The organism is Serratia sp. (in: enterobacteria) (assembly GCF_046715635.1).
Lineage (GTDB): Bacteria > Pseudomonadota > Gammaproteobacteria > Enterobacterales > Enterobacteriaceae > Chania.
Genome location: NZ_JBKJYW010000343.1, coordinates 1 through 22,254, shown reverse-complemented (window position 1 = coordinate 22,254; position 22,254 = coordinate 1). Strand labels below are relative to the sequence as shown.

General features: G+C 55.3%; 16 protein-coding genes and 2 pseudogenes. 5 read left to right on the top strand and 13 right to left on the bottom strand.

Annotated features, from left to right (window positions below):
- Window positions 1-147 (top strand): annotated as a pseudogene (locus ACLQ7H_RS18170) (ribonucleotide-diphosphate reductase subunit beta); the annotation flags it as partial.
- Complete coding sequence (gene yfaE, locus ACLQ7H_RS18165; RefSeq protein ID WP_253082667.1) at window positions 148-408, top strand: class I ribonucleotide reductase maintenance protein YfaE; 261 nt, start codon at window positions 148-150, stop codon at window positions 406-408.
- A 186-nt stretch (window positions 409-594) separates the two neighbouring features.
- On the opposite strand, the gene ACLQ7H_RS18160 is transcribed toward yfaE, so the two are convergent.
- The 6 genes from ACLQ7H_RS18160 to ACLQ7H_RS18135 all read right to left on the bottom strand — a co-directional run bounded on the left by ACLQ7H_RS18160 (window position 595) and on the right by ACLQ7H_RS18135 (window position 7,792).
- The gene (locus tag ACLQ7H_RS18160) at window positions 595-1,293 is read right to left on the bottom strand and encodes a DUF1120 domain-containing protein (RefSeq protein ID WP_411753866.1); all 699 of its coding nucleotides are present in this window, start codon (window positions 1,291-1,293) and stop codon (window positions 595-597) included.
- A gap of 139 nt (window positions 1,294-1,432) precedes the next feature.
- On the bottom strand, window positions 1,433-1,987 hold the full coding sequence (locus tag ACLQ7H_RS18155; protein WP_411753865.1) for a hypothetical protein: 555 nt from the start codon (window positions 1,985-1,987) through the stop codon (window positions 1,433-1,435).
- 21 nt (window positions 1,988-2,008) lie between these two features.
- Window positions 2,009-4,447 (bottom strand): fimbrial biogenesis usher protein, encoded by a 2,439-nt coding sequence (locus ACLQ7H_RS18150; RefSeq protein WP_411753864.1) that lies wholly within the window; start codon window positions 4,445-4,447, stop codon window positions 2,009-2,011.
- 12 nt (window positions 4,448-4,459) lie between these two features.
- On the bottom strand, window positions 4,460-5,260 hold the full coding sequence (locus ACLQ7H_RS18145) for a fimbria/pilus chaperone family protein (RefSeq protein WP_411753863.1): 801 nt from the start codon (window positions 5,258-5,260) through the stop codon (window positions 4,460-4,462).
- A gap of 92 nt (window positions 5,261-5,352) precedes the next feature.
- On the bottom strand, window positions 5,353-6,051 hold the full coding sequence (locus ACLQ7H_RS18140) for a DUF1120 domain-containing protein (RefSeq protein ID WP_411753862.1): 699 nt from the start codon (window positions 6,049-6,051) through the stop codon (window positions 5,353-5,355).
- A 544-nt stretch (window positions 6,052-6,595) separates the two neighbouring features.
- Complete coding sequence (locus ACLQ7H_RS18135) at window positions 6,596-7,792, bottom strand: nicotinamide mononucleotide deamidase-related protein YfaY (protein ID WP_411753861.1); 1,197 nt, start codon at window positions 7,790-7,792, stop codon at window positions 6,596-6,598.
- A gap of 246 nt (window positions 7,793-8,038) precedes the next feature.
- On the opposite strand from ACLQ7H_RS18135, the gene tyrP reads away from it, so the two are divergent.
- The gene (tyrP, locus tag ACLQ7H_RS18130; RefSeq protein WP_411753860.1) at window positions 8,039-9,247 is read left to right on the top strand and encodes a tyrosine transporter TyrP; all 1,209 of its coding nucleotides are present in this window, start codon (window positions 8,039-8,041) and stop codon (window positions 9,245-9,247) included.
- Between the two features lie 50 nt (window positions 9,248-9,297).
- On the opposite strand, the gene ACLQ7H_RS18125 is transcribed toward tyrP, so the two are convergent.
- On the bottom strand, window positions 9,298-9,837 hold the full coding sequence (locus tag ACLQ7H_RS18125) for a YfaZ family outer membrane protein (protein WP_411753859.1): 540 nt from the start codon (window positions 9,835-9,837) through the stop codon (window positions 9,298-9,300).
- A gap of 336 nt (window positions 9,838-10,173) precedes the next feature.
- On the opposite strand from ACLQ7H_RS18125, the gene katA reads away from it, so the two are divergent.
- Window positions 10,174-11,610, top strand: a complete 1,437-nt coding sequence (katA, locus tag ACLQ7H_RS18120; protein ID WP_411753858.1) for a catalase KatA — start codon at window positions 10,174-10,176, stop codon at window positions 11,608-11,610.
- A 56-nt stretch (window positions 11,611-11,666) separates the two neighbouring features.
- On the opposite strand, the gene menE is transcribed toward katA, so the two are convergent.
- The 6 genes from menE to menF all read right to left on the bottom strand — a co-directional run bounded on the left by menE (window position 11,667) and on the right by menF (window position 18,903).
- Window positions 11,667-13,049, bottom strand: a complete 1,383-nt coding sequence (menE, locus tag ACLQ7H_RS18115; RefSeq protein WP_411753857.1) for an o-succinylbenzoate--CoA ligase — start codon at window positions 13,047-13,049, stop codon at window positions 11,667-11,669.
- The gene (menC, locus tag ACLQ7H_RS18110) at window positions 13,037-14,020 is read right to left on the bottom strand and encodes an o-succinylbenzoate synthase (RefSeq protein WP_411753856.1); all 984 of its coding nucleotides are present in this window, start codon (window positions 14,018-14,020) and stop codon (window positions 13,037-13,039) included. The genes menE and menC overlap by 13 nt, the downstream gene beginning before the upstream one ends.
- The gene (gene menB, locus ACLQ7H_RS18105) at window positions 14,020-14,877 is read right to left on the bottom strand and encodes a 1,4-dihydroxy-2-naphthoyl-CoA synthase (RefSeq protein ID WP_411753855.1); all 858 of its coding nucleotides are present in this window, start codon (window positions 14,875-14,877) and stop codon (window positions 14,020-14,022) included. The genes menC and menB overlap by 1 nt, the downstream gene beginning before the upstream one ends.
- Entirely contained in the window at window positions 14,861-15,649 is a 789-nt protein-coding gene (gene menH, locus ACLQ7H_RS18100; protein ID WP_411753854.1) for a 2-succinyl-6-hydroxy-2,4-cyclohexadiene-1-carboxylate synthase, read from the bottom strand. The genes menB and menH overlap by 17 nt, the downstream gene beginning before the upstream one ends.
- Complete coding sequence (gene menD / locus ACLQ7H_RS18095) at window positions 15,649-17,322, bottom strand: 2-succinyl-5-enolpyruvyl-6-hydroxy-3-cyclohexene-1-carboxylic-acid synthase (protein ID WP_411753853.1); 1,674 nt, start codon at window positions 17,320-17,322, stop codon at window positions 15,649-15,651. The genes menH and menD overlap by 1 nt, the downstream gene beginning before the upstream one ends.
- 288 nt (window positions 17,323-17,610) lie before the next feature.
- The gene (gene menF / locus ACLQ7H_RS18090; protein ID WP_411753852.1) at window positions 17,611-18,903 is read right to left on the bottom strand and encodes an isochorismate synthase MenF; all 1,293 of its coding nucleotides are present in this window, start codon (window positions 18,901-18,903) and stop codon (window positions 17,611-17,613) included.
- Window positions 18,904-19,191: 288 nt separating this feature from the next.
- Here menF and ACLQ7H_RS18085 point away from each other — a divergent pair.
- Window positions 19,192-22,254: pseudogene (locus tag ACLQ7H_RS18085) on the top strand (cyclic beta 1-2 glucan synthetase); the annotation flags it as partial.

The following is a 22,254-nucleotide window of genomic DNA, read 5'->3' as shown; positions in this document are numbered from 1 at the left end:
CGCTCCAACCCAATCCCGTGGATCAACGCCTGGCTGGTGTCGGATAACGTGCAGGTGGCTCCGCAGGAAGTGGAAGTCAGCTCTTACCTGGTCGGCCAGATTGACTCTGAAGTCAACGCCGACGACCTGAGTGATTTCGAGCTGTAAGTGGCTGCACCCACCATCACGCTGCGTGCCACTGGTACGCAGCTCTCCTGCCCCGAAGGTGAGAAATGCCTGCTCGACGTGCTGGAACTGCATGAGGTGGAGGTGGAATACCAATGCCGCTCCGGCTATTGCGGTGCCTGCCGGGTGAAATTACTGAAGGGTGAGGTCGCTTACCACCAGCAACCGTTGGCATTTATCAATCACGGCGAGATCCTGCCTTGCTGCTGCATGCCCACCATGGATATCGAGCTGGAAATCTAGGCGGAAGCCAAACAAATTCTCTCCTGGATACTCGAAGGTGAGCGGGCCAGTTCACAGGTAGGATAATAGCGTTCCTCTCCTTCTTCCCGGCTGCCAACAGCAGCACAAAATGCCCCTCCTGAACGAAAGAAAATAAGCGGGTAAATATTATCTGGCAGACAGCTGCCAGATAATACGCCGAGGGTTTTACAGGTAGTGCAGGCTTAGGGTGGTGTTAGTGTTAAAGTTGACGGTGTCTTTCAGTTCCTCCACGACTTTAAGGTTAAGTGCCGCAGAGACAGTAATAGTGCCAGAGATATTAGTGGCTTCCTGTGGTGCGGTGTCTTTCCCCCAGCCATGAAGTACGGAGCCATCCTGATACATCATATGAGCAGCGGCTCCAGAGACGCCTTGCCAACTACTGCCATTATCTTCGGAGGAGATAAGCTCGGCCGTTTTGCTATCCAAGGTGGCACTTGCCAGCATCACGGTAAAATAGCCGATGTCTTCACCATCAAGCGCCCCCAGGGATGCAATCTGTCCGGGTTCAGCACGCAGCGCTTTGTCATTATCATTGAGGTAGCTCACTACGCCCATCGTGGGAGTGCCAGAAACAGGGGTGTCAGCCTGTGCAGATAGCGCCACTTTTGCTGCCGAGTTACATTGAATATTAAAACCAACGGGCTTATAGCCTAACTGGTATGCATTTTGATTTTTAGCTTGTTCTTGCAGCTCGTTTTTTTTCAAATTACCGAAGTCCACTGAACCATCGACAGAGATGGCACACGCGGAAGGAAATACCGCCCCTTTCACCGTAATTTGCGCAGTTTCCGCCGCCATCGCAGTCAAGGAACCCGCAGAAGTAGCAATGGCAAGGGTCAACGCTGTAATTTTAAACATATTCATTTAAGTACCATTTTTCAGATTAACTAACATTAACCATCCCTAGACTGGATACCTCTTCCATAACAAAAACGGGCGCAGCATGCAGCGCCCCTACGCTGTGAGCCTATTGGGGTTTGTCGGCAGCCTCAGGCGATATCGACTATTGCCGAGCTTCAAACCGCACTTGGCCGTCCATCTCCGTCAGATCGCGGATCCGCCCCTCATCTCCTGCTGCTGGAAAATCCAGGCGCAGCTGCACTATCAGCAAATGAGTCTCTTTGTCGGCGGCCCCGGTGGCGAGCGTGGTCAGTTGGCTGCCAGGAGCCAGCAACACCGATGGTTCCGGTGATAGCTGCCTTTCCCCCTGCGATGCAGAACTCAGCCTCAGCCCCGTATTACTACCGTCATACTGTGCTGCCAATAGCGACAATGTCATTTTGCCCATAGCGCCAAAGCGAAAATGTTGTCCCCCCTCATCCGACATACCATCAATCAGCAACGTGATCGGCCCGGCCCCCGCACACTCAGCGGCAACGGTCACCTCTTGCTGGGTAAACAGTGTTCCTGCATTAGCAACATGGCGCTGCTTGCCCAGTTGGATCTCGGGGCGTGATACCACCACCTGACAGTTCTGAGCCATGCTGTCTGGCGTGACAAGCCACAGCACAGCGGTGAGGCACAGCCCTCGGATTAATGTGATAACTTTCTGTTTCACACGCCCTCCTCTACACTACGTTTAGCTGCATTGTGCGGTGACATTTTCATAGGCCTCCCCCTTGAGCGCTTTTTCCGGTACGGAAAAATGCAGGCTACATTGCTGCTCCTGCCAACGTGCCATCAGCGGGCGTTTATCGTTCAGATCGGTAAGGAACACCGTGCCGGCATCCACCGCAGTGGTCACATAACTACCGTCCTGCGCAATAATGGCGCTGCCTTTCGGCAACGGCGATCCATCCATCAGTTTCACCGTCAACAGTCCGTTACGTGTTTGCTGCAAGACAAAATGGGTATTGGTGACCGCCCCGTGACCCGCCACAATTTGCCGCAAGCCATTGCTGACATCAGTATTTTCCGGCAATTGTTCAGTGTTCAACTCGATCCGGCCCGCAGCGTAAGCCGGCAGTCCAGGGATCACCGCCTTACCCCGCCAATCAGTCCACACTTTTCCCCGTGGGGTGTTGATTTCAACTCCACTGACCGCAGGCTCCACCGCCACCACCCCAAAGGTGTCGTTAATCTTATGCGGTGAGAACACCACACCTTCCTGATGGGCTACGATGCCGCCAGACAACGTGCCGGAGTAGTTGCGGGTATGATCCGTCGCAGCGTAACCATATAACCCGGCAGTGGTGTAATGCAGGTTGCCGTTCAGACTACCTGACAGGCTGGTATCGCGTTGCTGTTTCATGCCGTGCTCTGTCGCCAGTGACCAACTGCTGTTTTCCGTCAGGACACCGCTCGTTTGCATACCCACAGCCGATGAATCTGGGGTATGACGATAATGGCTACCGATCACCTGTCCACCCAGTGGAAAACTGAGGTTAACAAACAGACTGTCGCGGTCGGTATTGCGGCACCGATAGGATGCGTGGCAGTTTCGTAAACTCCGGCTCTGGCGCTGCCAGTTCACCGAGGCGTTTACAAAACCAAAATTACGGTTCCAGGTGGCCATCAGGCGTCGGGTATCCCCGCTATTATCCCCCTGACGGGTCTGGCTGGCAGAGAGCGAAATATGTCCCAGTGCCGTTTGGTACCAATTCATCCGCAGACCTGCGCTGGTGCGGCTGTAAGGGCTATCAGTGAGGGAAACCGAGTCCGTCAGTTCCCGATAGCCGGGAGAATATAGAGTGATATCACCACCAAATCCGAGATTCAGTGGAGCTTGCCAGTTCACCGAGGCCGTGCTCTTGGCGCCCTTTCGGTCATGGTTGCGATCCTGGCTCAGCGCCGCGGACAGACCTAGAGAGACTTCTCGACGCGGACTGACGGTAATCCCCACACCGCTGCCCAGATAGCCAGAGGCGATAATTGACCCGCCCTCCAGCAATACCCGCTGGGAAAGTGCCCGGCCATCAGACAGGCTGGCCACCCATGGCCGCTCATAGTTCTGGCTGACGCTGTCCGCACGCAGACGCCCCAGCGCCAAGGACCAGGTTTCTGGGGCTTTGGGCACCAGGCTGCGGAATGATGCCGCAGTGATGGTATAGGCTTCTTCCTGCCCGCTCGGGGTTATCACCCTGAGTTGCAGGTCACTGGTGCTATTCAGTAAAGGCAGTTCCGTTAGCGTAAAGGGACCGGCTGGCACCAGCGTGGAATAAATCAGGATGCCACTTTGGCGAACTTCCACCCGTGACTGGTCAGCCCGGGCAATACCGCTCACCTGCGCCCCCTCCCCCTGGCGGCTCAGCGCAGACTGTGGGATCAGTTGCATCCCATCGATGGACGCACCGGACAGTAAATTATTGGAAAAGTTGATTTGTCCGGTCTGCAACAACTGCTTTCTATCCACCAGCGTTTTCTGTGCGTAGACATACGCATTGTCGAAAGTAAATTCACCCGAGCTGCTCTGGCGTAGGCTATGCGCACCGCGCACCATCCAGTCACCTGTGTTAAAACCGCTTTCCAGATTCAGGTAGCTGTTGCTTGAATGGTTACCGTACGAGGAAAAATAGGAACGGTAAGCGGAATAGTTCAGCAAGCCAGCTGTGCCACCTTGCTGGAAATGTGCCAGGTCATTTGCCTTCTCCACCGCTTCCGGTGGCACGACAATATGCACTTCTTGAGTGGCGGGAAGTAGAGAGACCGTAGCGGTCGGCCAGACCTCGCTAAGCTGCGGGCAGGCATCTGCGTCCGCACTCTCCTGGCGCAATGGCGGATCCAATCGGATACCGGCAGACGCAAAGAAGGCTTCATCCGCACACATTTCACCACTGTGACCAAATGCCAGCCTCTGCATGCCTCGGTGGGCACCATTGACCTCTAACTCCACTTGGGTAATACCTGGCGTAAAACGCCCTCCTTGCGCAAAGTAGGCAGCGGTAGACGGGTCGATACCCAGCGCCTTCAGCCGGCTTTCACTGAAGTTGGTCAATTTGGCCCCTTCTGCTGATACGGGGCAACCCCAACAAACCAGCAGAATGGCAGAGGTCAGTAATGAATGGCGGGCAGTCTTCATAGCGATGGGCAACTATTTCATGCTCAGAAGGGCTGTTTGCACCCCTACACTAAACCCGTAACGAGTGACAGGAGAGAACGCCACCTGCTGCTGGCTACTGAGACGGGTACTGGCAGGTGCGGTGACCACCAGGGTTTCACCTGGCAGGAGATAACTCTTGTTCAGGGACAGCACACTCCCTGCGGGTTGTAGTTTGACCTGTGGAGTCAAGCGCACCACATGGCGACCAGTATTGGTGACTTTCAGGCTGTTTGCGCTGACGGACCAGTCCAGATCGGTCCACATATCGCGTTTAGCACTCAGCCCCTTAGGTACAATAATCACCGGCAGATCCTGACGCACGCTCACGGACACCTGGCTGTTATCGCTGGTTCGCTCAGTCACCCCTTCAAAATAAACGCGCTTGATATGTTCGCTCTGCAACGGAGTATCGTTATTCAACACAAAGCGCACGCGTTGAGACTGGCCAGGCTCCAAACGAGCTACTGGCTGGGTCACAATCAGGCGAGGAGTGGGATCGTCAGGTAATTCGACGATTCTGGTATATAACAGCACCGGGACATTTTCCGTGTTTTTAACATTAATGCTGCCGCCCTTCTGCGCTTCATTAATAATGACCGCCGAAGATTCCGGTAATACGTCAGAGGCGTGAGACTGAGTAGCGAAAAGGGATACCGTGACCAGTAATAAACTGCACGGTATCCAATCTGATTTTAAACTGTCATTCCCAGAATAAGACCGGGCAACCGGTAATAACTTATTGGAGATTATTCGCTTAACGGAAGTAAAATAAGCGGGCAATTGACAACGCATGACAAACACACCTTACAGAAACAGTATTGATAAAAAATAACAGCGGGTAAATATTGTCTGGCAGGCAACTGCCAGACAAGACACCAGGGTGTTTACAGATACTGTAGGCTTAGGGTAGTGCTGCTGTTAAAGTTGAGAACTTCTTTCATGTTATCGATAAAACGAGCATCAATAGCAGCGGAGATATTGATAACACCAGAGATATTGGTGGCTTCCTGTGGCGTGTTGTCTTTCCCCCAACTATAGAATGCAGAGCCATCCTGATACATCACATGCTCATCTGCACCAGAGACCGCTTGCCAATCACTACCATTGTCTTGGGAAAAAATCAGCTCGGAATTTTTGTCATCCAAATTTGCACTCACCAGCGCCGTGGTAAAATAGCCAATATCATGCCCCTCAATCACTCCCAGATTGCCCAAGTGTTCGGTTTTGTTACGAGAGGTTTTTTCTGTCTCATTAACGTAGCTCACAACACCCACGGTGCTCGAGCCAGAGGGCGGAATATCAGCCTGTGTAGATAACGCCACTTTTGCTGCAGAGTTACATTGAATATCAAAATTAACGGGCTTATAGCCTAGCTGGTAAGCATTGAGCTCTTTGCTTTTTTCTTTCAGTTCATTTTCGGTCAAATTGCCGAAGTCTGCCGAACCGGCAACAGAGATGGAACATGCGGTAGGAACGATGGACCCTTTCACCATAATCTGGGCTGTTTCCGCTGCCTTTACAGGAAGGGAAACGGCAGAAGTAGCCAGAATAAGGGGCAGTGTTGTAATTTTAAACAATTTCATTGAAATACCATTCTTAAGATCAACCAACCTTGATCATCCCTATCTCGGATACTTCCTCCATGAAAAACCAACAAACAAACATCTAATTTCGTATTTTGTGATTTTTTTGAAATAAAAAACTGAATGAAAAATGAGGGGCAGAATGGTAAATCACCAACCCTGGCTTTTGGAAGACATAAATCCAAGTAAATTTCTGTCGTTTGATAGGCAATAACTATAAATAATAAAAAGTTAATAAAAAAACGTAAATAATTAACTTATAATTTTTAATTAATGTTGATAATCAACAAGATACTCGTGCACACACCAAAAAACACGCGCACAATAATAAAACAAAAAAGCAACAATGAATCAGGGATATATCAGCGCTATCAACCCGTTTCTCTCCGGTAATAGCGACTATTTCCAGCTAGCCGTTGCTCGGCGATAGGGGATACCAGTGAAGATTTGCAGAAATGGAAGGGATCGCACATGTTCGACCGTAGGGGACCGCCCGCTTTACTGCATGAGGTCCCCTACGTTTTGAACCTGCTGAGGAATGTTCCTACTCGATAATTTCCACAATTTCCAGCCAGCCGTTTTTGCCGCAAACCTGGCCGCCATTCAACCAGCGGCGCAGCATATCCAGCGCTAGCATCGCAACCGATTCCTGACGTAAACGCAAACCATGACGTGATGCACGATAGCTCACCGTCTGGCCAATACCGCCTTTTGGCGTATGCAGGGCAACACTGACACGATCCCCTGCCATGGCGCTAACCGCCAACGCTAACGGCGCGCCGGTGAGCTGCGCCAAAGACTGGGCACGCGCCAGCACCGTTGCCAGCGTCTCGGAGCAATGTGCCGGTAACAGTTCGCCACCGGCCAGCGGGGCCGCTTCGCTCTGCAACTGCAGGTTGATTAGGCCAGCGGTAAATTGCTCGCTCAGCGCCAACGTCAAATGTTGCTGCTGTAAGCGTTGCGCTAGCTCTGCCGGTAGCCCTGCCGTACCTTCAAAAATCGTATTGTCACCTGCAACCTGCCGTACTCGCTGCCAGGCTTGTTCCATCGCGCTGCGCTGAGCCTGTGGACCCGTCAACTTCAGTTCAATAATCGGGCTGGAGGAGCGATAACCCAACACCACGCCCGGCGGCAAAGGCATACCGTCCAATTCGGCGGCCAAGTCGCTTTCCGAAGTCCCGAAGGTGGTTAGGCGAAGACATAACGGCGGCTCAGGCAGAGTAAAGCCCTGGCGCAAGCAAGGCAGGATCTGCTCTTCTACCATCACTTTAAATTCAGAGGGCACGCCCGGCGTAAAGAACATCCGGCACTTATTCAGCGTTAAGACGAAGCCGCAGGCGGTACCAACGCGGTTATCCAGCATTTCCGCATTAGCCGGGATCTGCGCCTGTTTACGGTTGGAAGCCGCCATCGGGCGACCACGTTCAGCAAAGTAGGCTTCCATACGGGCGATCCATTCGGGATGTTCGACCAGTTCGGTACCGCAAGCCTTTGCTGCCGCCAACGCGCTGAGGTCATCGCTGGTTGGCCCCAGACCACCATTAACGATCAGCACGTCGGCGATATGGCTACGTTCCTGCAGGATTTCGATCAGAGAGGAGAGACTATCCCCCACCGTTTCACGCCCGCTCATCGGTAAGCCTTGCTGGAACAGGTAATCTGCCAGCCAGGCAGCGTTGGTATCAATAATTTGCCCATGCAGCACCTCATCACCAGTGCTGAGCATCTCCACCCTTAACATTGATCTCTCCCTTTATGTTCAGATCACTCCACTATAGAAGCCTGTTAACAACTTTTCACTACACACCGAACGATATTGTTGTTCAAAGGCATTTTTTATTATCTCCCTAACCCTGCCTCTAATTGTAAATTTTAATGTACACCATACGTAACGCCGGTTTGACACAAAATCGGCAATCAACTATTCTGCCGCACTAAAAATAGGGGCCCGAAAACGCCCCTAAATCATCCAATAGCAGAGAAAAACGTGAAGAATCGCACGCTGGGCAGTGTTTTTATCGTGGCAGGCACCACCATTGGTGCAGGGATGCTGGCTATGCCCCTGGCGGCGGCGGGCGTAGGTTTTGGCGTCACGCTGGCACTGCTGATTGGGCTGTGGTTATTGATGTGCTATACCGCGCTGTTGCTGGTCGAAGTTTATCAGCATGAGCAGGCGGACACCGGCCTGGGAACGCTGGCCAAACGCTATCTGGGCGGCGGTGGCCAGTGGCTTACCAGTTTCAGCATGATGTTCTTGATGTATGCACTGACCGCAGCCTATATCAGCGGCGCTGGCGAACTGCTGGCTGTCAGCATCAGCCAATGGACTTCTCAGGACTTCCCGACTTATCTCGGCGTGCTGCTGTTCACCCTGGTCGCAGGGGGGATCGTCTGCATCGGCACCCATTCAGTGGATCTGTTCAACCGTATTCTGTTTACCGCCAAGTCGATTTTCCTGATCGTCATGCTTGGCCTGATGATGCCGCACATCCAGCAAACCAACCTGCTGACGCTCCCGCTGGAACAAGGGCTGGCGCTCTCGGCCATCCCGGTGATTTTCACCTCGTTTGGTTTCCACGGCAGCGTACCCAGCATCGTCAACTATATGGGCGGTAACATCCGTAAACTGCGTTGGATCTTTATCATCGGCAGTGCCATCCCGTTAGTGGCTTATATCTTCTGGCAGTTGGCGACGCTGGGCAGCATCAGTTCCACCACCTTTGTCGGCATTCTGGCCCAACAGGCCGGGCTGAACGGTTTACTGCAAGCGGTGCGTGACGTGGTCGCGTCGCCTCATGTCGAGCTGGCGGTGCACCTGTTTGCCGATTTGGCGCTGGCAACCTCATTCCTGGGGGTTTCGCTCGGGTTGTTTGACTTCCTGGCCGATCTGTTCAAACGCCAGGATAACGTGCGGGGTCGTTTGCAGACCGGTGCCATTACCTTCCTGCCGCCATTGGCATTCGCACTGTTCTATCCACGCGGTTTTGTGCTGGCACTTGGGTTTGCGGCAATTGCGCTGTCCGTACTCGCCCTGCTGCTACCTTCATTGCTGGTCTGGAAAACTCGTCGGCGGCATCAGGCCAGCTATCGAGTCTGGGGCGGAACGCCAGCGTTGGCGTTGGTGTTTGTCTGTGGGGTGGCGGTGATCGCCATTCAGATCAGCATTGCCAGCGGGCTGTTACCGGCTATCGGCTAACAGAAAAAATGGGCGCAGCATATGCGGCGCCCGTTTAATAGCAGACAGGATTAGAAGCCCACGCCCACACCGATATAAGGGCCATCGGCTATCGCGTTGTCGCGGTTGCCGTCTTTACCTTCGATGTTGATGTAACGATAACCGACATCCACATTGAACGGACGCACGTTTAAGCGCAGCCCGCCATTAGCTTCGTTGTAGGCTTTTGCCCCGCTGGTCAAAGACTCCGGCGCAAAATAGCCTTCGCCATACAGGCTGAGATAGCGGTTGAGATCCCATTGCAGACCGCCTCCTAATGCCAATGCCCCACCATCTTTGCCATCTTTCGGGCTAAGATAAATGGCCTTGCCGCCCACGGTGGCCGTCAAAGGCCCAACCGGCAGGCCGAAGCTCAGCCCCAGGCTCCCGATGTCACCATCATGATCGCTACGGATCCAGTTGCCGCTGATCCCCAAGCCCGCTGTTGTGCCCCCTAAACCGACACCAAGGTTGGTGTAATGTTCCCCTGCCTCACCGCTCACGCTGATCGCATTGGCAGAGCCAGCCACAAACAGCAAACCTGCTGCGCACGCGACTAAAGTTTTGTTCATTATTGATCCTTTTCATTCTTCATCATCAAGGAGTGATGATGTCTGGCACCGGAAAAAATACGCGGCTAAGTGTAACCGAATTGTCATCAGTTTCCGGCAAATTTAAAGCGATAACCCGTTAATTTTTCAATAAACTCTAAACAAATACCAATCAGTTACCCCAAAATTGCAACGATAAGTGCTACCTATTTGCCGAGGGCTGAGAATAAGTCTACAACTAGTAGTGCCTTTGATGGAGGTCAGCAGGGAAGGCCTTTTCATTAGTTATCATTATGATGATGTACAGCACCCGAAACTGAGCTATCAACTTAACTGCAACACAGTAAGGAGCAATTGATGAGCAAGAAAGGATTAACTACCGCGGCAGGCGCGCCCGTTGTTGATAATAATAACGTGATCACCGCCGGTAAGCGCGGCCCGATGCTGCTTCAAGACGTGTGGTTCCTGGAAAAACTGGCCCACTTTGACCGCGAGGTGATCCCAGAGCGTCGTATGCACGCCAAGGGCTCCGGAGCCCACGGCACCTTTACCGTCACCCACGATATAACCAAGTACACCCGCGCAAAAATCTTCTCTGAGATTGGTAAGCAAACCGAGATGTTCGTCCGCTTCTCTACCGTTGCCGGTGAGCGCGGGGCTGCCGACGCCGAACGTGATATCCGTGGCTTTGCCATGAAGTTCTATACCGATGAAGGTAACTGGGATCTGGTCGGTAACGATACCCCGGTGTTCTACCTGCGCGATCCACTGAAATTCCCTGACCTGAACCACGTGGTAAAACGCGATCCGCACACCAACCTGCGCAATCCGGTGTACAAATGGGACTTCTTCTCCCATCTGCCAGAATCACTGCACCAGTTGACCATCGACTTCAGCGACCGTGGCATACCTAAGTCCTACCGTCATATGCACGGTTTCGGCAGCCACACCTTCAGCTTTATCAACGCCAATAACGAGCGTTTCTGGGTCAAGTTCCACTTCCGCTGTGAGCAGGGCATCGAAAACCTGATGGACGATGAAGCAGAAGCCATCATCGCCAAAGATCGTGAAAGTTCGCAGCGCGATCTGTTCGACTCCATCAAGAACGGCGACTTCCCACGCTGGAAACTGCAAATCCAGATCATGCCAGAGCATGAAGCGTCACAAACCCCGTATAACCCGTTTGATCTGACCAAAGTCTGGCCGCACGGCGACTATCCATTGATCGATGTTGGCTTCTTCGAGCTGAACCGTAACCCGGATAACTATTTCTCCGAAGTAGAACAACTAGCCATGAACCCGGCCAACGTGGTGCCTGGCGTCAGTTTCTCGCCGGATAAAATGTTGCAGGGCCGTCTGTTCTCCTATGGCGATGCGCACCGCTATCGCCTGGGCGTCAACCATCACCAAATCCCGGTCAACGGTGCCAAATGCCCGTTCCATAACTATCACCGCGATGGGGCGATGCGTGTAGATGGTAACAGCGGCAACGGCGCAACCTATGAGCCAAACAGCTTTGGGGTGTTCCAGGAGCAGCCAGATTTCAGCGAACCCCCATTGAGCATCGAAGGGGCCGCGGATCACTGGAATCATCGTGAAGACGACGATTACTACAGCCAGCCGCGTGCGCTGTTCAATCTGCTGAGTGCCGAGGAGCACCAACGTATGTTCACCCGTATCGCCGGTGAACTGTCGCAGGTGCCAGAACAGATCCAACGCCGTCAGGTTGAGCTGTTCACCAAAGTACATCCCGATTACGGTAACGGCGTAGCCCAGGCCCTGGGCCTGAAATAATCCGTTACACCAATAGCAAGGCCGCCCTCGGGCGGCCATTTTCTCAACGCAACGCGTTATGCCTGCAGTTGGCTGCTCGCCCATTGCTGTAGCCGACGGCGTGAAATCTTGATGCCGCCGTTTTTTAGCTCGTCGGGTAACGCCAATGCGGCAATCGGCCGCTGGAAGTTCGCCAACCGGTCTTGCCCCCAGAGCATTAGCCCTTCCAACGTCAACTCGCCTTCCAGGTCGACCACCGCTACCGGCCGTTGGCCAAACTCTGCATCGGCAATCGGCACGATAAACACCTGCAACACCTGAGGATGCGCGGCAAAAACACGTTCCACATCTTCCGGCTGAACGCCTTCCCCACCGCTGAAGAACAGGTTGTCTAACCGGCCAATGATTCGCAGTTCCCCCTGCTCCATCGCACCACGATCGCGAGTATGGAACCATCCTTGATCGTCGGTAATAGGCACCAGTTCACCGCGCAGCCAATAACCCAGCGCCAGGCTGGTGGAGCGGATCCAAACCTCCTGATCCACCAGGCGTATTTCACGACCTGGCAAAGGGGCCCCTACGCCGGGCAACTCGTCGGCGCGTTTGGCGCAAACCGTCGAAGCTAGCTCCGTCAAGCCATAGCCGCACCAGCAATGGATCCCAAACGCCTCGGCCTGCTGGGTGAGTGACACCGGGATCATCGCCCCACCGAGCAGCACTTCTTTTAGCGCATGCTTGGCCATCGGTTCAGACAGCAAGCGCCAAAGTTGGGTTGGCACCAGCGAAGCATGGGTGCATCCCGCCAGCGCATCGGCCAAGGGTTGCATTTCACGCACCACAAGTTGTGCTCCCACTGCCAGCCAGCGCCAGACAATGCCCTGACCAGACACGTGAAACAGCGGTAGCGAAAGCAGCCAGCTGTCCTGCGGCTGAAACGCCATCAATTGCAACACGCCATCGGCACTGGCAAGGTGGCCGGCATAGCTATGGGCGGCGGCTTTTGGCAAACCGCTGGAGCCGGAAGTCAGCGTCAACGTCGCCAGTCTTTGTTCATCCCACGGCAACAGCTGCAAATGGCACTCATCAACGCCCGGTGGCGACAAGACGATCGCGCCAGGGGGCAACTCAGGCAAGCCATCAGGGCTGAATGCAAAGTCGATATCCAGATCGGGCAGCAAAGCCGCCAGCATCGGCGCAGGCAATGTTGGATTGAGCGGCAGCAAGCGCGCACCGCACTGCAATAGCGCCAGATAGGCTAGCAGCAGTGGATAGCTGTTTTTCCCACACAGCAGCACACCGCTACCGGGTAATACACCCTGGCGCTGAAAATCGGCGGCCAGTACTTCTACCTGCCGTTGCAACATCAGCCAACTGACCGGCTGTTGTTCAAAGATCACCGCAGTCGCCTGCGGGCGCTGTTTGGCCCAATGCCGCCACGGCCAATCACTCAACTGCGCCATACACACTCCAAGGTATCAGTGCCCAATAACGGCAAGGTGCTCTCTGGCCAGCTGCGTATCAACTGGGCTTGCATCAGGTTCAACGTATCCAAACCCGGCACCGTCTGCGGCGTCAGCCAATGCGCGACGCGCGCCAGCTGTGTCAACCCAAGGCTGGATTCAATACTGGAACTGATCACCGCCGCCAACCCGGCCTGATGCGCTTGCATCACCAGTTCACGGCAGCGAGCCAAGCTTCCCACCAAGGTCGGCTTGATGACAATGGCCGCCACGCCCGGCTCCGCCTGCACGACAAAATCGGCCTCACGCACGCTTTCATCCCAGGCGATGGCAATCCCGGTCGCCTGAGCAAACTCACGGGATTCATCACGGGTTTTGCAGGGCTCTTCCAGAAACGCGATGCGATCGCGCCACGCTGGGTTGACGTATTTGGCAAAACCGTCCGCTTTGGCCCGGCTCCAACTGCGGTTGGCATCCAGCCGTAGCTTGAGATCGGGCAAGGCTTCCAGCAACACATTGACGACCATGCCATCCCGCACCGCCTCATAGAGCCCCACCTTCACCTTGGCCACTTTCTCCCCCGGCAGCGCGGCCAACAGGTCGAACAGCTCGTCGGGATCGCCAGTGCACAGCGGTGCCTTGCGGTAGTCAGCCTGCGTTGGCAGTTGTCCGGTCATTTCCGCCAAAGCACAGCTGGTGCCAAAGGCTACCGATGGCCATTCGCTTTGCGCAGGCAGTTCACCCGCAACCCAAGCCTGCACCCAGGCCAAGGTAGCCTGCTGCGCCTGGTCGAGTGTCTCCTGGCTGAACTCCGGTAAAGGAGCAATTTCCCCCCATCCTTGCTGCCCATCCTGTTGCAGGTGGATCAGCAAGCCATCTCGGGTTTTCAGCCGCTGGTTGCGCAGCACCACGCCCGCCTCCATTGGCAGGCTATAGCGATAGATCGCAGCAACGCGGGTTAGTGCCGTCATTACGGGTTACGCTTGAATTTGCTGAAGTCAGGCTGGCGTTTTTCGATAAATGCGTTGCGCCCTTCCTGACCTTCATCGGTCATATAGAACAACATGGTGGCGTTACCCGCCAGTTCTTGCAGCCCGGCCTGGCCATCGCAGTCGGCGTTCAGCGCGGCTTTCAGGCAGCGCAGAGCCATTGGGCTGTTTTGCAACATTTCACGGCACCAGCGCACGGTCTCTTTTTCCAGATCGGCCAACGGCACCACGGTGTTAACCAGGCCCATATCCAGAGCCGCAGCGGCGTCATATTGGCGGCACAGGAACCAGATCTCACGGGCCTTCTTCTGGCCTACGATGCGCGCCATGTAGGAAGCGCCCCAGCCGCCGTCAAAGGAACCGACTTTCGGCCCCGTCTGACCAAAGATAGCGTTATCCGCCGCAATGGTCAGATCGCACATCATATGCAGCACGTGACCGCCACCGATGGAATATCCGGCCACCATCGCCACCACCGGCTTAGGGCAGGTGCGGATCTGGCGCTGGAAGTCCAGCACGTTCAGGTGGTGCACGCCGCTGTCATCACGATAGCCGCCGTAGTCACCGCGCACTTTCTGATCGCCACCAGAACAGAAGGCTTTATCCCCGGCACCGGTAAGAATGATGGTGCCAATGCCGTCGTCATAGCGCGCGTTCGCCATCGCTTCAATCATTTCCTTTACCGTGTGCGGGCGGAAAGCGTTACGCACCTGCGGGCGGTTGATGGTGATTTTGGCAATGCCATCGCTGGACTTGTGATACAGGATATCTTCGAAATCACCCGAGCAGTCCTGCCAGTCGATCGCGGCGTACAGTTGTTCTTCATTGGGATACAGCATGTTTGGTTCCTTTTTTAGCAAGAAATTCATCGAGCGCGGCAGCAAAATCTGCCGGATTGGCCAGATGAGCGTTATGACCCGCTTCTGGCACGGTTTGCCATGGCAAACCGGCATCACGCGCTAACGCCTGAAACTTATGATCGTCGGCACCGCATAACACCATCACTGGCAGTGCCAACTGTTGTAATTGTGGCACCAGCCAAGGTTGCCGCCCGAGAGAGGTCGCCTCCAGCATATCGGCAATGGCCGGGCCATGATTATCGGCACGGGCAGCGATCAGCGCCTCTCGGTGTACCGGGCTGAGGTTGGCAAATATCGGTTGTAGATACCAGTCGGCCAATACCGTTTTGATCTGTTCCGTGCGAAAACGGTTCGCCCAGGCGGCATCATGGGCACGCCGCTGGGCACGTAAATCGTCGTTCTCCAACCCTGGATTACCGCCTTCGATCACAATACCTTGCAGCCCTTGCGCTTCACCGCAACAAGCATGGTACATGGCGATGCGCCCACCAAGTGAATAGCCCACCAGCCAGTAACGCTCAATATTATGCTGTTGCAGCGTGGCGGTGATTTGCCTGCTGACATCGGCAAAATCCAGACAGGATTGATCGACAGAATCGCCATGGCCGGGCAAATCAATCGCCAGCGAGGGCCACTGTTCGCAACGCGAGGCGATCACCCGCCACTCATTGTTGTTCCCCAGCAGGCCATGCAGCCAGATCAACCATGGGCGTTGACTTTCACCCTGTTGTAACACGCGGGAAGCCAGCATCAGTTTGCCCCCATTTTGTGCACCAGATGTTGCAAGGTTTCTGCACCATCGCTTGGTGGCACCTGCAGCTCAATCAGCGTGGCTCCGCTGTGAAGCCAGGCTTTTTCTACGGCTTGCTGCAACTGACCCCAGTTTTCCGGGCAGGCATAATCAAGCTGGAACATGGCTGCCGCCTGGCTGAACTCCACGTCCTGCGGCATACAGTAAAACCGCTGGCGCTCAGGTTCCGGCGTTGGCAGCAGCGAGAAAATCTGCCCGCCATTGTTATTCACCACGATCAGCACCGTAGGCGCCGAACATTGGCGCAACAGAGCCAGGGCATTCAAATCGTATAGCGCGGAGAGATCGCCTACCACGGCCAACGTCGGTTTGGCGGTAGCGCGCTGTACCCCAGCCGCAGTGGAGATTAGGCCGTCGATACCGCTGGCACCGCGATTGCTGAACACCGGATAACCGGCAGGCAACTGGGTTAAGGCATCGATCAGGCGCACAATCAGGCTATTGCCGAGAAACAGCTGGCCGTTCTCCGGCAACAGCTCAGGCAGGCGGTGGGCAAGTTGTGCCTCACCAAACCGGTTGACCAGGTATTGTGAGGTCACATCAAGGGCATCATCCGCCAACGCGGACAGATCGCCAGCCCAAGGTGAACGCGGTTGCGCCGGATGCAGATCGAGCCACTCGCCAACGGCAGAACGAATGCGGCGGCCACGATGATGCGCAGGATCGAGACGCCCGGGCAGATCGTCGATCAGCCAAAACTCCTCCGGCTGGCAGCGTTCCTGCCACTGCAGCAGGCGTTTGCCCGTCAGGCTGCTGCCAAACTGCACCACCAGTTGCGCACTGACCAACAAATCACGAGCCTGGGGGTTAGCCAACCATAAATCGGCACAGGGCAGCGGTTGCCCCGTTTGCGAAAGGGCATCGCCAATCAGCGGCCAACCGAGCATGCCCGCCCACTCGGCCAGTTGCACACCCTCTTGCGCGCCCATCCTGCCAGCGATAATCACGCCGCGCTTTTGCCGCCAGAAAAACCAGTCCGGCTGCTTTATCACCTGATGCGGATCCATTTCACGCAGCCAAGGATGGGTATCCTGCCACCAGTCTCCTAGCTCCGCTGACCACTGTTCGTATAGCTGCTCATCACCGCCATATAACGGCTCCGCAAACGGGCAGTTGATATGTAGGGCACCGTGCCGCAGACGCGCCATCGCGCTGTCCAGGGTAGACACCAGCCAGCGCGCCGGAATATCCGGGCTTGGGCGCGGCAGATCGATATTCAAGGTGGGGTGGCTCGAGTAGAGGCCATTTTGGCGGATCGCCTGATTGGCACCGCAGTTAATCAACTCCGGCGGACGATCGGCGGTGAGGAACACCAGCCGCTCGCCGGTTAATCCTGCCTCGATCAGGGCAGGATAGAGATTGGCTGCCGCGGTGCCAGAGGTGACGATCACCGCCACCGGCTCGCGCGTGGCTTTTGCCAGGCCGAGCGCTAAATGGCCCAGGCCCCGCTCATCAAAATGAGTATGACAGACAAAAGAGCGGTTCGCGGCGGCAGCCAACGTCAGGGGCGTGGAGCGCGATCCCGGAGCGATACAGACATGCCGCACTCCATGGCGGACCAGCGTTTCCAGCAACAACGCCGCCCACCGGCGATTAAAAACACTTGTCGACATATTTCGCTCATCAGTAGTAAACAGAGGTTACGCGCCGAGGCCTACCCAAACGAGGTAGCGAACCGGGGATCATAACTCTGAATTATATTAGTAATTATCTTTACGGCTTTTGCGCTGGCGCAAAAACGCCGTATATCCCTGGGACAAGTTGATTGTTCCTGACCTGTATTAAATCAATTTCGACCATCAAAACCCAAATAGCGGCTCGAAATAGAACAAAAAATAAACATTTAAAACACAATAAGTTTACACATGAAGATCGACCTGCTCAATGTGTCTGTCGACGGCTCAGCAAGAAGACTCAGGCTGCAACAAGGTACGTAAGCCCGCCGCCTTGTTTTCGATCTCTTGCCATTCCTGCGCCGGATCAGAACCGGCCACAATCCCCGCCCCGGCATACAGCTCAACCCGAGCATCCTCGATCTGGCAGGAACGCAGCGCAACGCAAAACTCCGCCTGTGACGCAGAAAGATAACCCGCAGAGCCGGCATACCAACCGCGGGAAAAAGGCTCATGCTGGCGGATAAACTCTAGCGAGGCCTGGCGCGGCAGCCCGGCGACCGCAGCCGTCGGTTGCAGCCGTTGCAGGCAATCGGCATCATCACCCTGGTTCAGTTGCCCTTCAATACGCCGCCGCAGATGCTGTACCTTGCGCAACCGCACCACTTCTGGTGGCAACACATCGACCGCTCTGGCACCGCCTTGCAAACGTTGACAGATATCATCAACCACCAGCAGGTTTTCCTGTTGGTTCTTGCCGTCTTGCAGCAACCACTGGCCCAGTGCCTGGGCTTGCCGCTCATCGGGATGGTTGGCAACCGTTCCCGCCAACGCTTCGGTCAACAGATGTTCCCCCTCACGCAGGTACAATCTTTCCGGGCTGGAGCCCAGAAATGCGGAATGTGCATCAAAGCGCAGCATAAAGTGGTAGCATTGGTGATTCACCCTGCGGCTGGCGGCCATCATCGCAGGGGCAAACAACGGACTCTCCAGCGTCAACAACGAGCTGCGCGCCAAGACCACCTTATCCATCTGCTGCCGATTTATCGCCTTCAGCGCATCGCACAGCATGATTTCCCACCCGGAACGTTCCGGTTGATGCTGCACCGACAGCACTTTCACCTGTAAATTCTCGATCGGTTTTGCTAGCAGCAGCTTTTCAAGCCAGGCAAGCGCCGCTTGGGCGTCATCACTCAATGCCTCTGCCGAAAACAGGTTTAGCGTCAGTTCACACTTGCCTTGGCGGTTGAGAATTTCCAGACGCGGCAAAAACAGCTGGGCGTCACCGTCGAAGGCCGTCAGCCCCCATAAACGGGCCGCAGGATAGGCATTCACGAATGTCTGCGCCATAGAAGGGTGTGAAAACTGCCGCAAAGCGCCGCACACCGCCGCCTCCTGCCGCCCTTCGCGATGACGCCAGTAGAACTGCGGGAACAGCACCTGTGCCGCCAGCCACTCCAACAGCAAATCGCTCAGATGGCCAGGAACCGCCACGGTTAGCTGCCGAAACCCGGCTTCACAGGGAAAGACGTGCCCAAGCTGCTGACGTAGTCGCCGCAGCAATCCCGAAAGTTGTTCCACTACCACCTCATTAACCAAACGCTATGTGGGGAATTATACGGTAAATCAATCCTCGCGGGCGGAAAAATAGCGCCTATTAACCCATACCTTCCGTCGCTAATTATTTATTAACACTGAAGTTTAAGAGTAAAAAACAACCACACGCGCGCAGCGGAACTATACTTAGAAGTCATGTTCCTGCCGCAGTGAAATCTTGTCATATCAAATCGATAGTTAAATCAAGATGTTCACAGCCTCCCAACGGTATTAACCCGCTGTCCTTTGGGTCAGATGTAAGGAGCTTTTTGCGTGAAAGAAATACTTATCAATTGGTTAAAGAAGCAGCGCCGTCGTCCCAAAGTGGCCCGGCTACCCTTACGGCATAATCGGGCCACTGCCGAAACCTCTCCCGCCAGCAACATCAAGGCTGAGCTGTTTTCGGTCGACCAAATGGAACGCTATGGCCAGCGCCTGGCACGCTCCCATAAGCTGGCAACCCATAAAACGCCCTACCATTTGCTCAAACGTCTCGATAACAACGAGCAGGTCTTGACGGACAGTTGCCGCAGGTTGAGCAACGACAAGAAAAATACCATGACCCCGGCGGGCGACTGGCTGCTGGATAACTTTTACCTGATCGAAGAGCAGATCCGCGTCGTTCGCCACCATCTGCCGAAAACCTTCGGCCGTGGGCTGCCACAGTTAACCTCCCCGCACAATTGCCCACGAATTTTCGATATCGCCACCGAAGCCATTGCTCATGGCGACGGCCGATGGGATGCCGAGAGCCTGACGCGCTATATTGCCGCCTACCAAAAAGAGGCCAACCTGACCCTGGGCGAGCTTTGGGCGCTACCGGGCATGCTGAGGCTGGCACTCATTGAAAACCTGCGCCGCGTGGCGGTAGAAGTGGCCCAGGCGCAGGAAGAGCGCAGCCTGGCCGATAGTTGGGTGACCAAAATGCTGGAGTCGGCGGAAAACGATCCGGCCAACCTGATCATTGTCATTGCCGATATGGCCCGCTCCAACCCGCCCCGCACCAGCGCCTTCGTAGCGGAACTGGTGCGTCGTCTGCAGGGGCACGGCACCATGCTGGCGCTTCCGCTGACCTGGGTTGAGCAACGCCTGGCCGAGGTCAGCCTGACCTCCGATGAGCTTATCCATCGTTTCAACCAACAACTGGCCGTCAGCCAACTTTCCGTCAGCAACAGTATCGCTGGCCTGCGGCAACTGAGTGAAATGGATTGGGCGGAATTTGTTGAGACCATGAGCAAGGTCGATCAGACGCTGCGCGAAGACCCCACCGGGGTTTATCCATTAATGCATTTTGATACCCGAGACAACTATCGTCATGTGATCGAGAGGCTGGCTCGCCACTGTTCTCACAACGAGGTTGAAGTAGCACAACACGCTCTGAATATGGCACGGATTGCCGCCGAAGATCCCCGCAACGATCCGCGTACTCATCACATCGGCTATTATCTGATTGACCATGGCCGCACGCAGTTAGAGCAACAGCTCGACGTTCGGCTTAGCCGCATTACGCGCATCCGTCAGGCGCTCAGCCAATCCCCACTGCTTTCCTGGCTCGGCAGCATCAGCCTGCTCACCACCGCCTGCTGGGCCTTGCTGTTACGCCATGCCCACCAAACCGGGCTGACCTGGGGATTGTTGATTTTGCTGTTCCCACTGGGGATGGTGCTCGCTCAGTTCGTCATCAGCCTGCTCAGTGAAGTCACCACCCGCAGCCGTTCTCCGCAGCCGCTACCAAGACTGGATTTTTCCTGTGGTATCCCGGCAGAGTTCCGCACGCTGGTCGTTATCCCCACGCTGATAAGCAGCAAGTCCGGCATTGACGAGTTGATCAACTCGCTGGAAGTTTGTTATCTGGGCAATGCCATGAAGCACCTGCATTTTGCCCTGCTCACCGACTTTAATGACTCACCCCGGCAGCAACACCCAGACGATGCCGAACTGCTGGCCTATGCCGGCCAGAAGATGAACGAGCTCAATGCGCAGTATGCCTGCGAAGGGCCAAGCCACTTTTTCCTGTTCCATCGCGATCGCCAGTGGAATGAACAGCAGCAGAGCTGGATGGGGCTGGAGCGTAAGCGTGGCAAGTTGAACGCGCTGAACGATTGGCTGCGCAACCGGGGCAATGCGTTTACCACCCAGATTGGCCAAGGGCTGGAGGTGCTGAAAAACGTCAAATACGTCATCACCCTGGACAGCGATACCGTGCTACCGCGCGAAACCGCACACCAGCTGATCGCCGCTATGGGGCATCCTCTGAATCAACCCCAGTATAATGCCAAACTGCAGCGGGTGGTGGAGGGTTATGCCATCCTGCAACCCCGCATGGCCGAAGAGATCCCCGCTTATGGCCAGAGCCGCTATGCTGCCCTGTGCAGCAGCACGCCGGGCAACGATCCTTACACCCAGATGGCTTCAGATATCTATCAGGATCTGTTTGGCGAAGGCTCGTTTATCGGCAAAGGGATTTATGATGTCGACGTCTTCTCCCACAGCCTGAAGGGCACCTGCCCGGAAAACCTGGTGTTAAGCCACGATCTGCTGGAAGGCTGCTATGCCCGTTCCGGTTTACTGAGCGACGTCTTGCTCTATGAGCAGTACCCAAGCAACTATTTGGTCGATGTAGCCCGCCGCACCCGCTGGATCCGCGGCGATTGGCAGCTATTCAACTGGCTGTTGCCCCGAGTCACCACCGAAGACGGTTCACGGGCCGCTAACCCATTAAGCCCCCTGTCGCGCTGGAAACTGTTGGATAACCTACGCCGGAGCCTGGTAGCCCCCTGCTTCCTGTTGCTGCTGTTCTTTGGTTTAACCTGGCTACCGGACACCCCATACTGGTTGGCGGTGTTCGCCATTATTCTGCTGCTGCCCACGCTGCTGGCGCTGTTGCAGGATGTGGTGCGTAAGCCCCCTCGTCGGCCTTTTACTCAGCACTTGCAGCTGGCACTGAAGGGCTCACTGCATCGGCTATCTCAGATTGGCCTGCGTCTGGCCGAGCTACCTCATGAAGCCTGGTACAGCCTGAAGGCCATTGGCATCACCCTGTGGCGTTTGCTGATCAGCAAACGTAATCTGCAAGAGTGGACCAGCTTCGACCAATCCAAACACCATCTGACCGTCACGCTGGCGAATTTTTATCGCAACCTGTGGGTCAACCCGTTTGCAGGTGTTGCCTTGTTGCTGTTGGCCGCTTTTTCCAGCCCGGTAGCGCTGTTAGCCACTATCCCGCTGGCCGCCTTGTGGATCCTGTCGCCGTATCTGCTTTATTCGCTCAGCCTGGAGCCACAGCGCAGCAAAACGGCCATCGACGATCGTCAGCGCCGTTTCCTACGCCAGAGC

Excerpts from the sequence above, each read along its gene's own strand:
- ACLQ7H_RS18160 (WP_411753866.1), bottom strand. The coding sequence starts at position 1,293 with ATGAATATGTTTAAAATTACAGCGTTGACCCTTGCCATTGCTACTTCT.
- ACLQ7H_RS18150 (WP_411753864.1), bottom strand. The coding sequence starts at position 4,447 with ATGAAGACTGCCCGCCATTCATTACTGACCTCTGCCATTCTGCTGGTT.
- ACLQ7H_RS18145 (WP_411753863.1), bottom strand. The coding sequence starts at position 5,260 with ATGCGTTGTCAATTGCCCGCTTATTTTACTTCCGTTAAGCGAATAATC.
- ACLQ7H_RS18140 (WP_411753862.1), bottom strand. The coding sequence starts at position 6,051 with ATGAAATTGTTTAAAATTACAACACTGCCCCTTATTCTGGCTACTTCT.
- ACLQ7H_RS18135 (WP_411753861.1), bottom strand. The coding sequence starts at position 7,792 with ATGTTAAGGGTGGAGATGCTCAGCACTGGTGATGAGGTGCTGCATGGG.
- ACLQ7H_RS18125 (WP_411753859.1), bottom strand. The coding sequence starts at position 9,837 with ATGAACAAAACTTTAGTCGCGTGCGCAGCAGGTTTGCTGTTTGTGGCT.
- katA (WP_411753858.1), top strand. The coding sequence starts at position 10,174 with ATGAGCAAGAAAGGATTAACTACCGCGGCAGGCGCGCCCGTTGTTGAT.
- menE (WP_411753857.1), bottom strand. The coding sequence starts at position 13,049 with ATGGCGCAGTTGAGTGATTGGCCGTGGCGGCATTGGGCCAAACAGCGC.
- menC (WP_411753856.1), bottom strand. The coding sequence starts at position 14,020 with ATGACGGCACTAACCCGCGTTGCTGCGATCTATCGCTATAGCCTGCCA.
- menB (WP_411753855.1), bottom strand. The coding sequence starts at position 14,877 with ATGCTGTATCCCAATGAAGAACAACTGTACGCCGCGATCGACTGGCAG.
- menH (WP_411753854.1), bottom strand. The coding sequence starts at position 15,649 with ATGCTGGCTTCCCGCGTGTTACAACAGGGTGAAAGTCAACGCCCATGG.
- menD (WP_411753853.1), bottom strand. The coding sequence starts at position 17,322 with ATGTCGACAAGTGTTTTTAATCGCCGGTGGGCGGCGTTGTTGCTGGAA.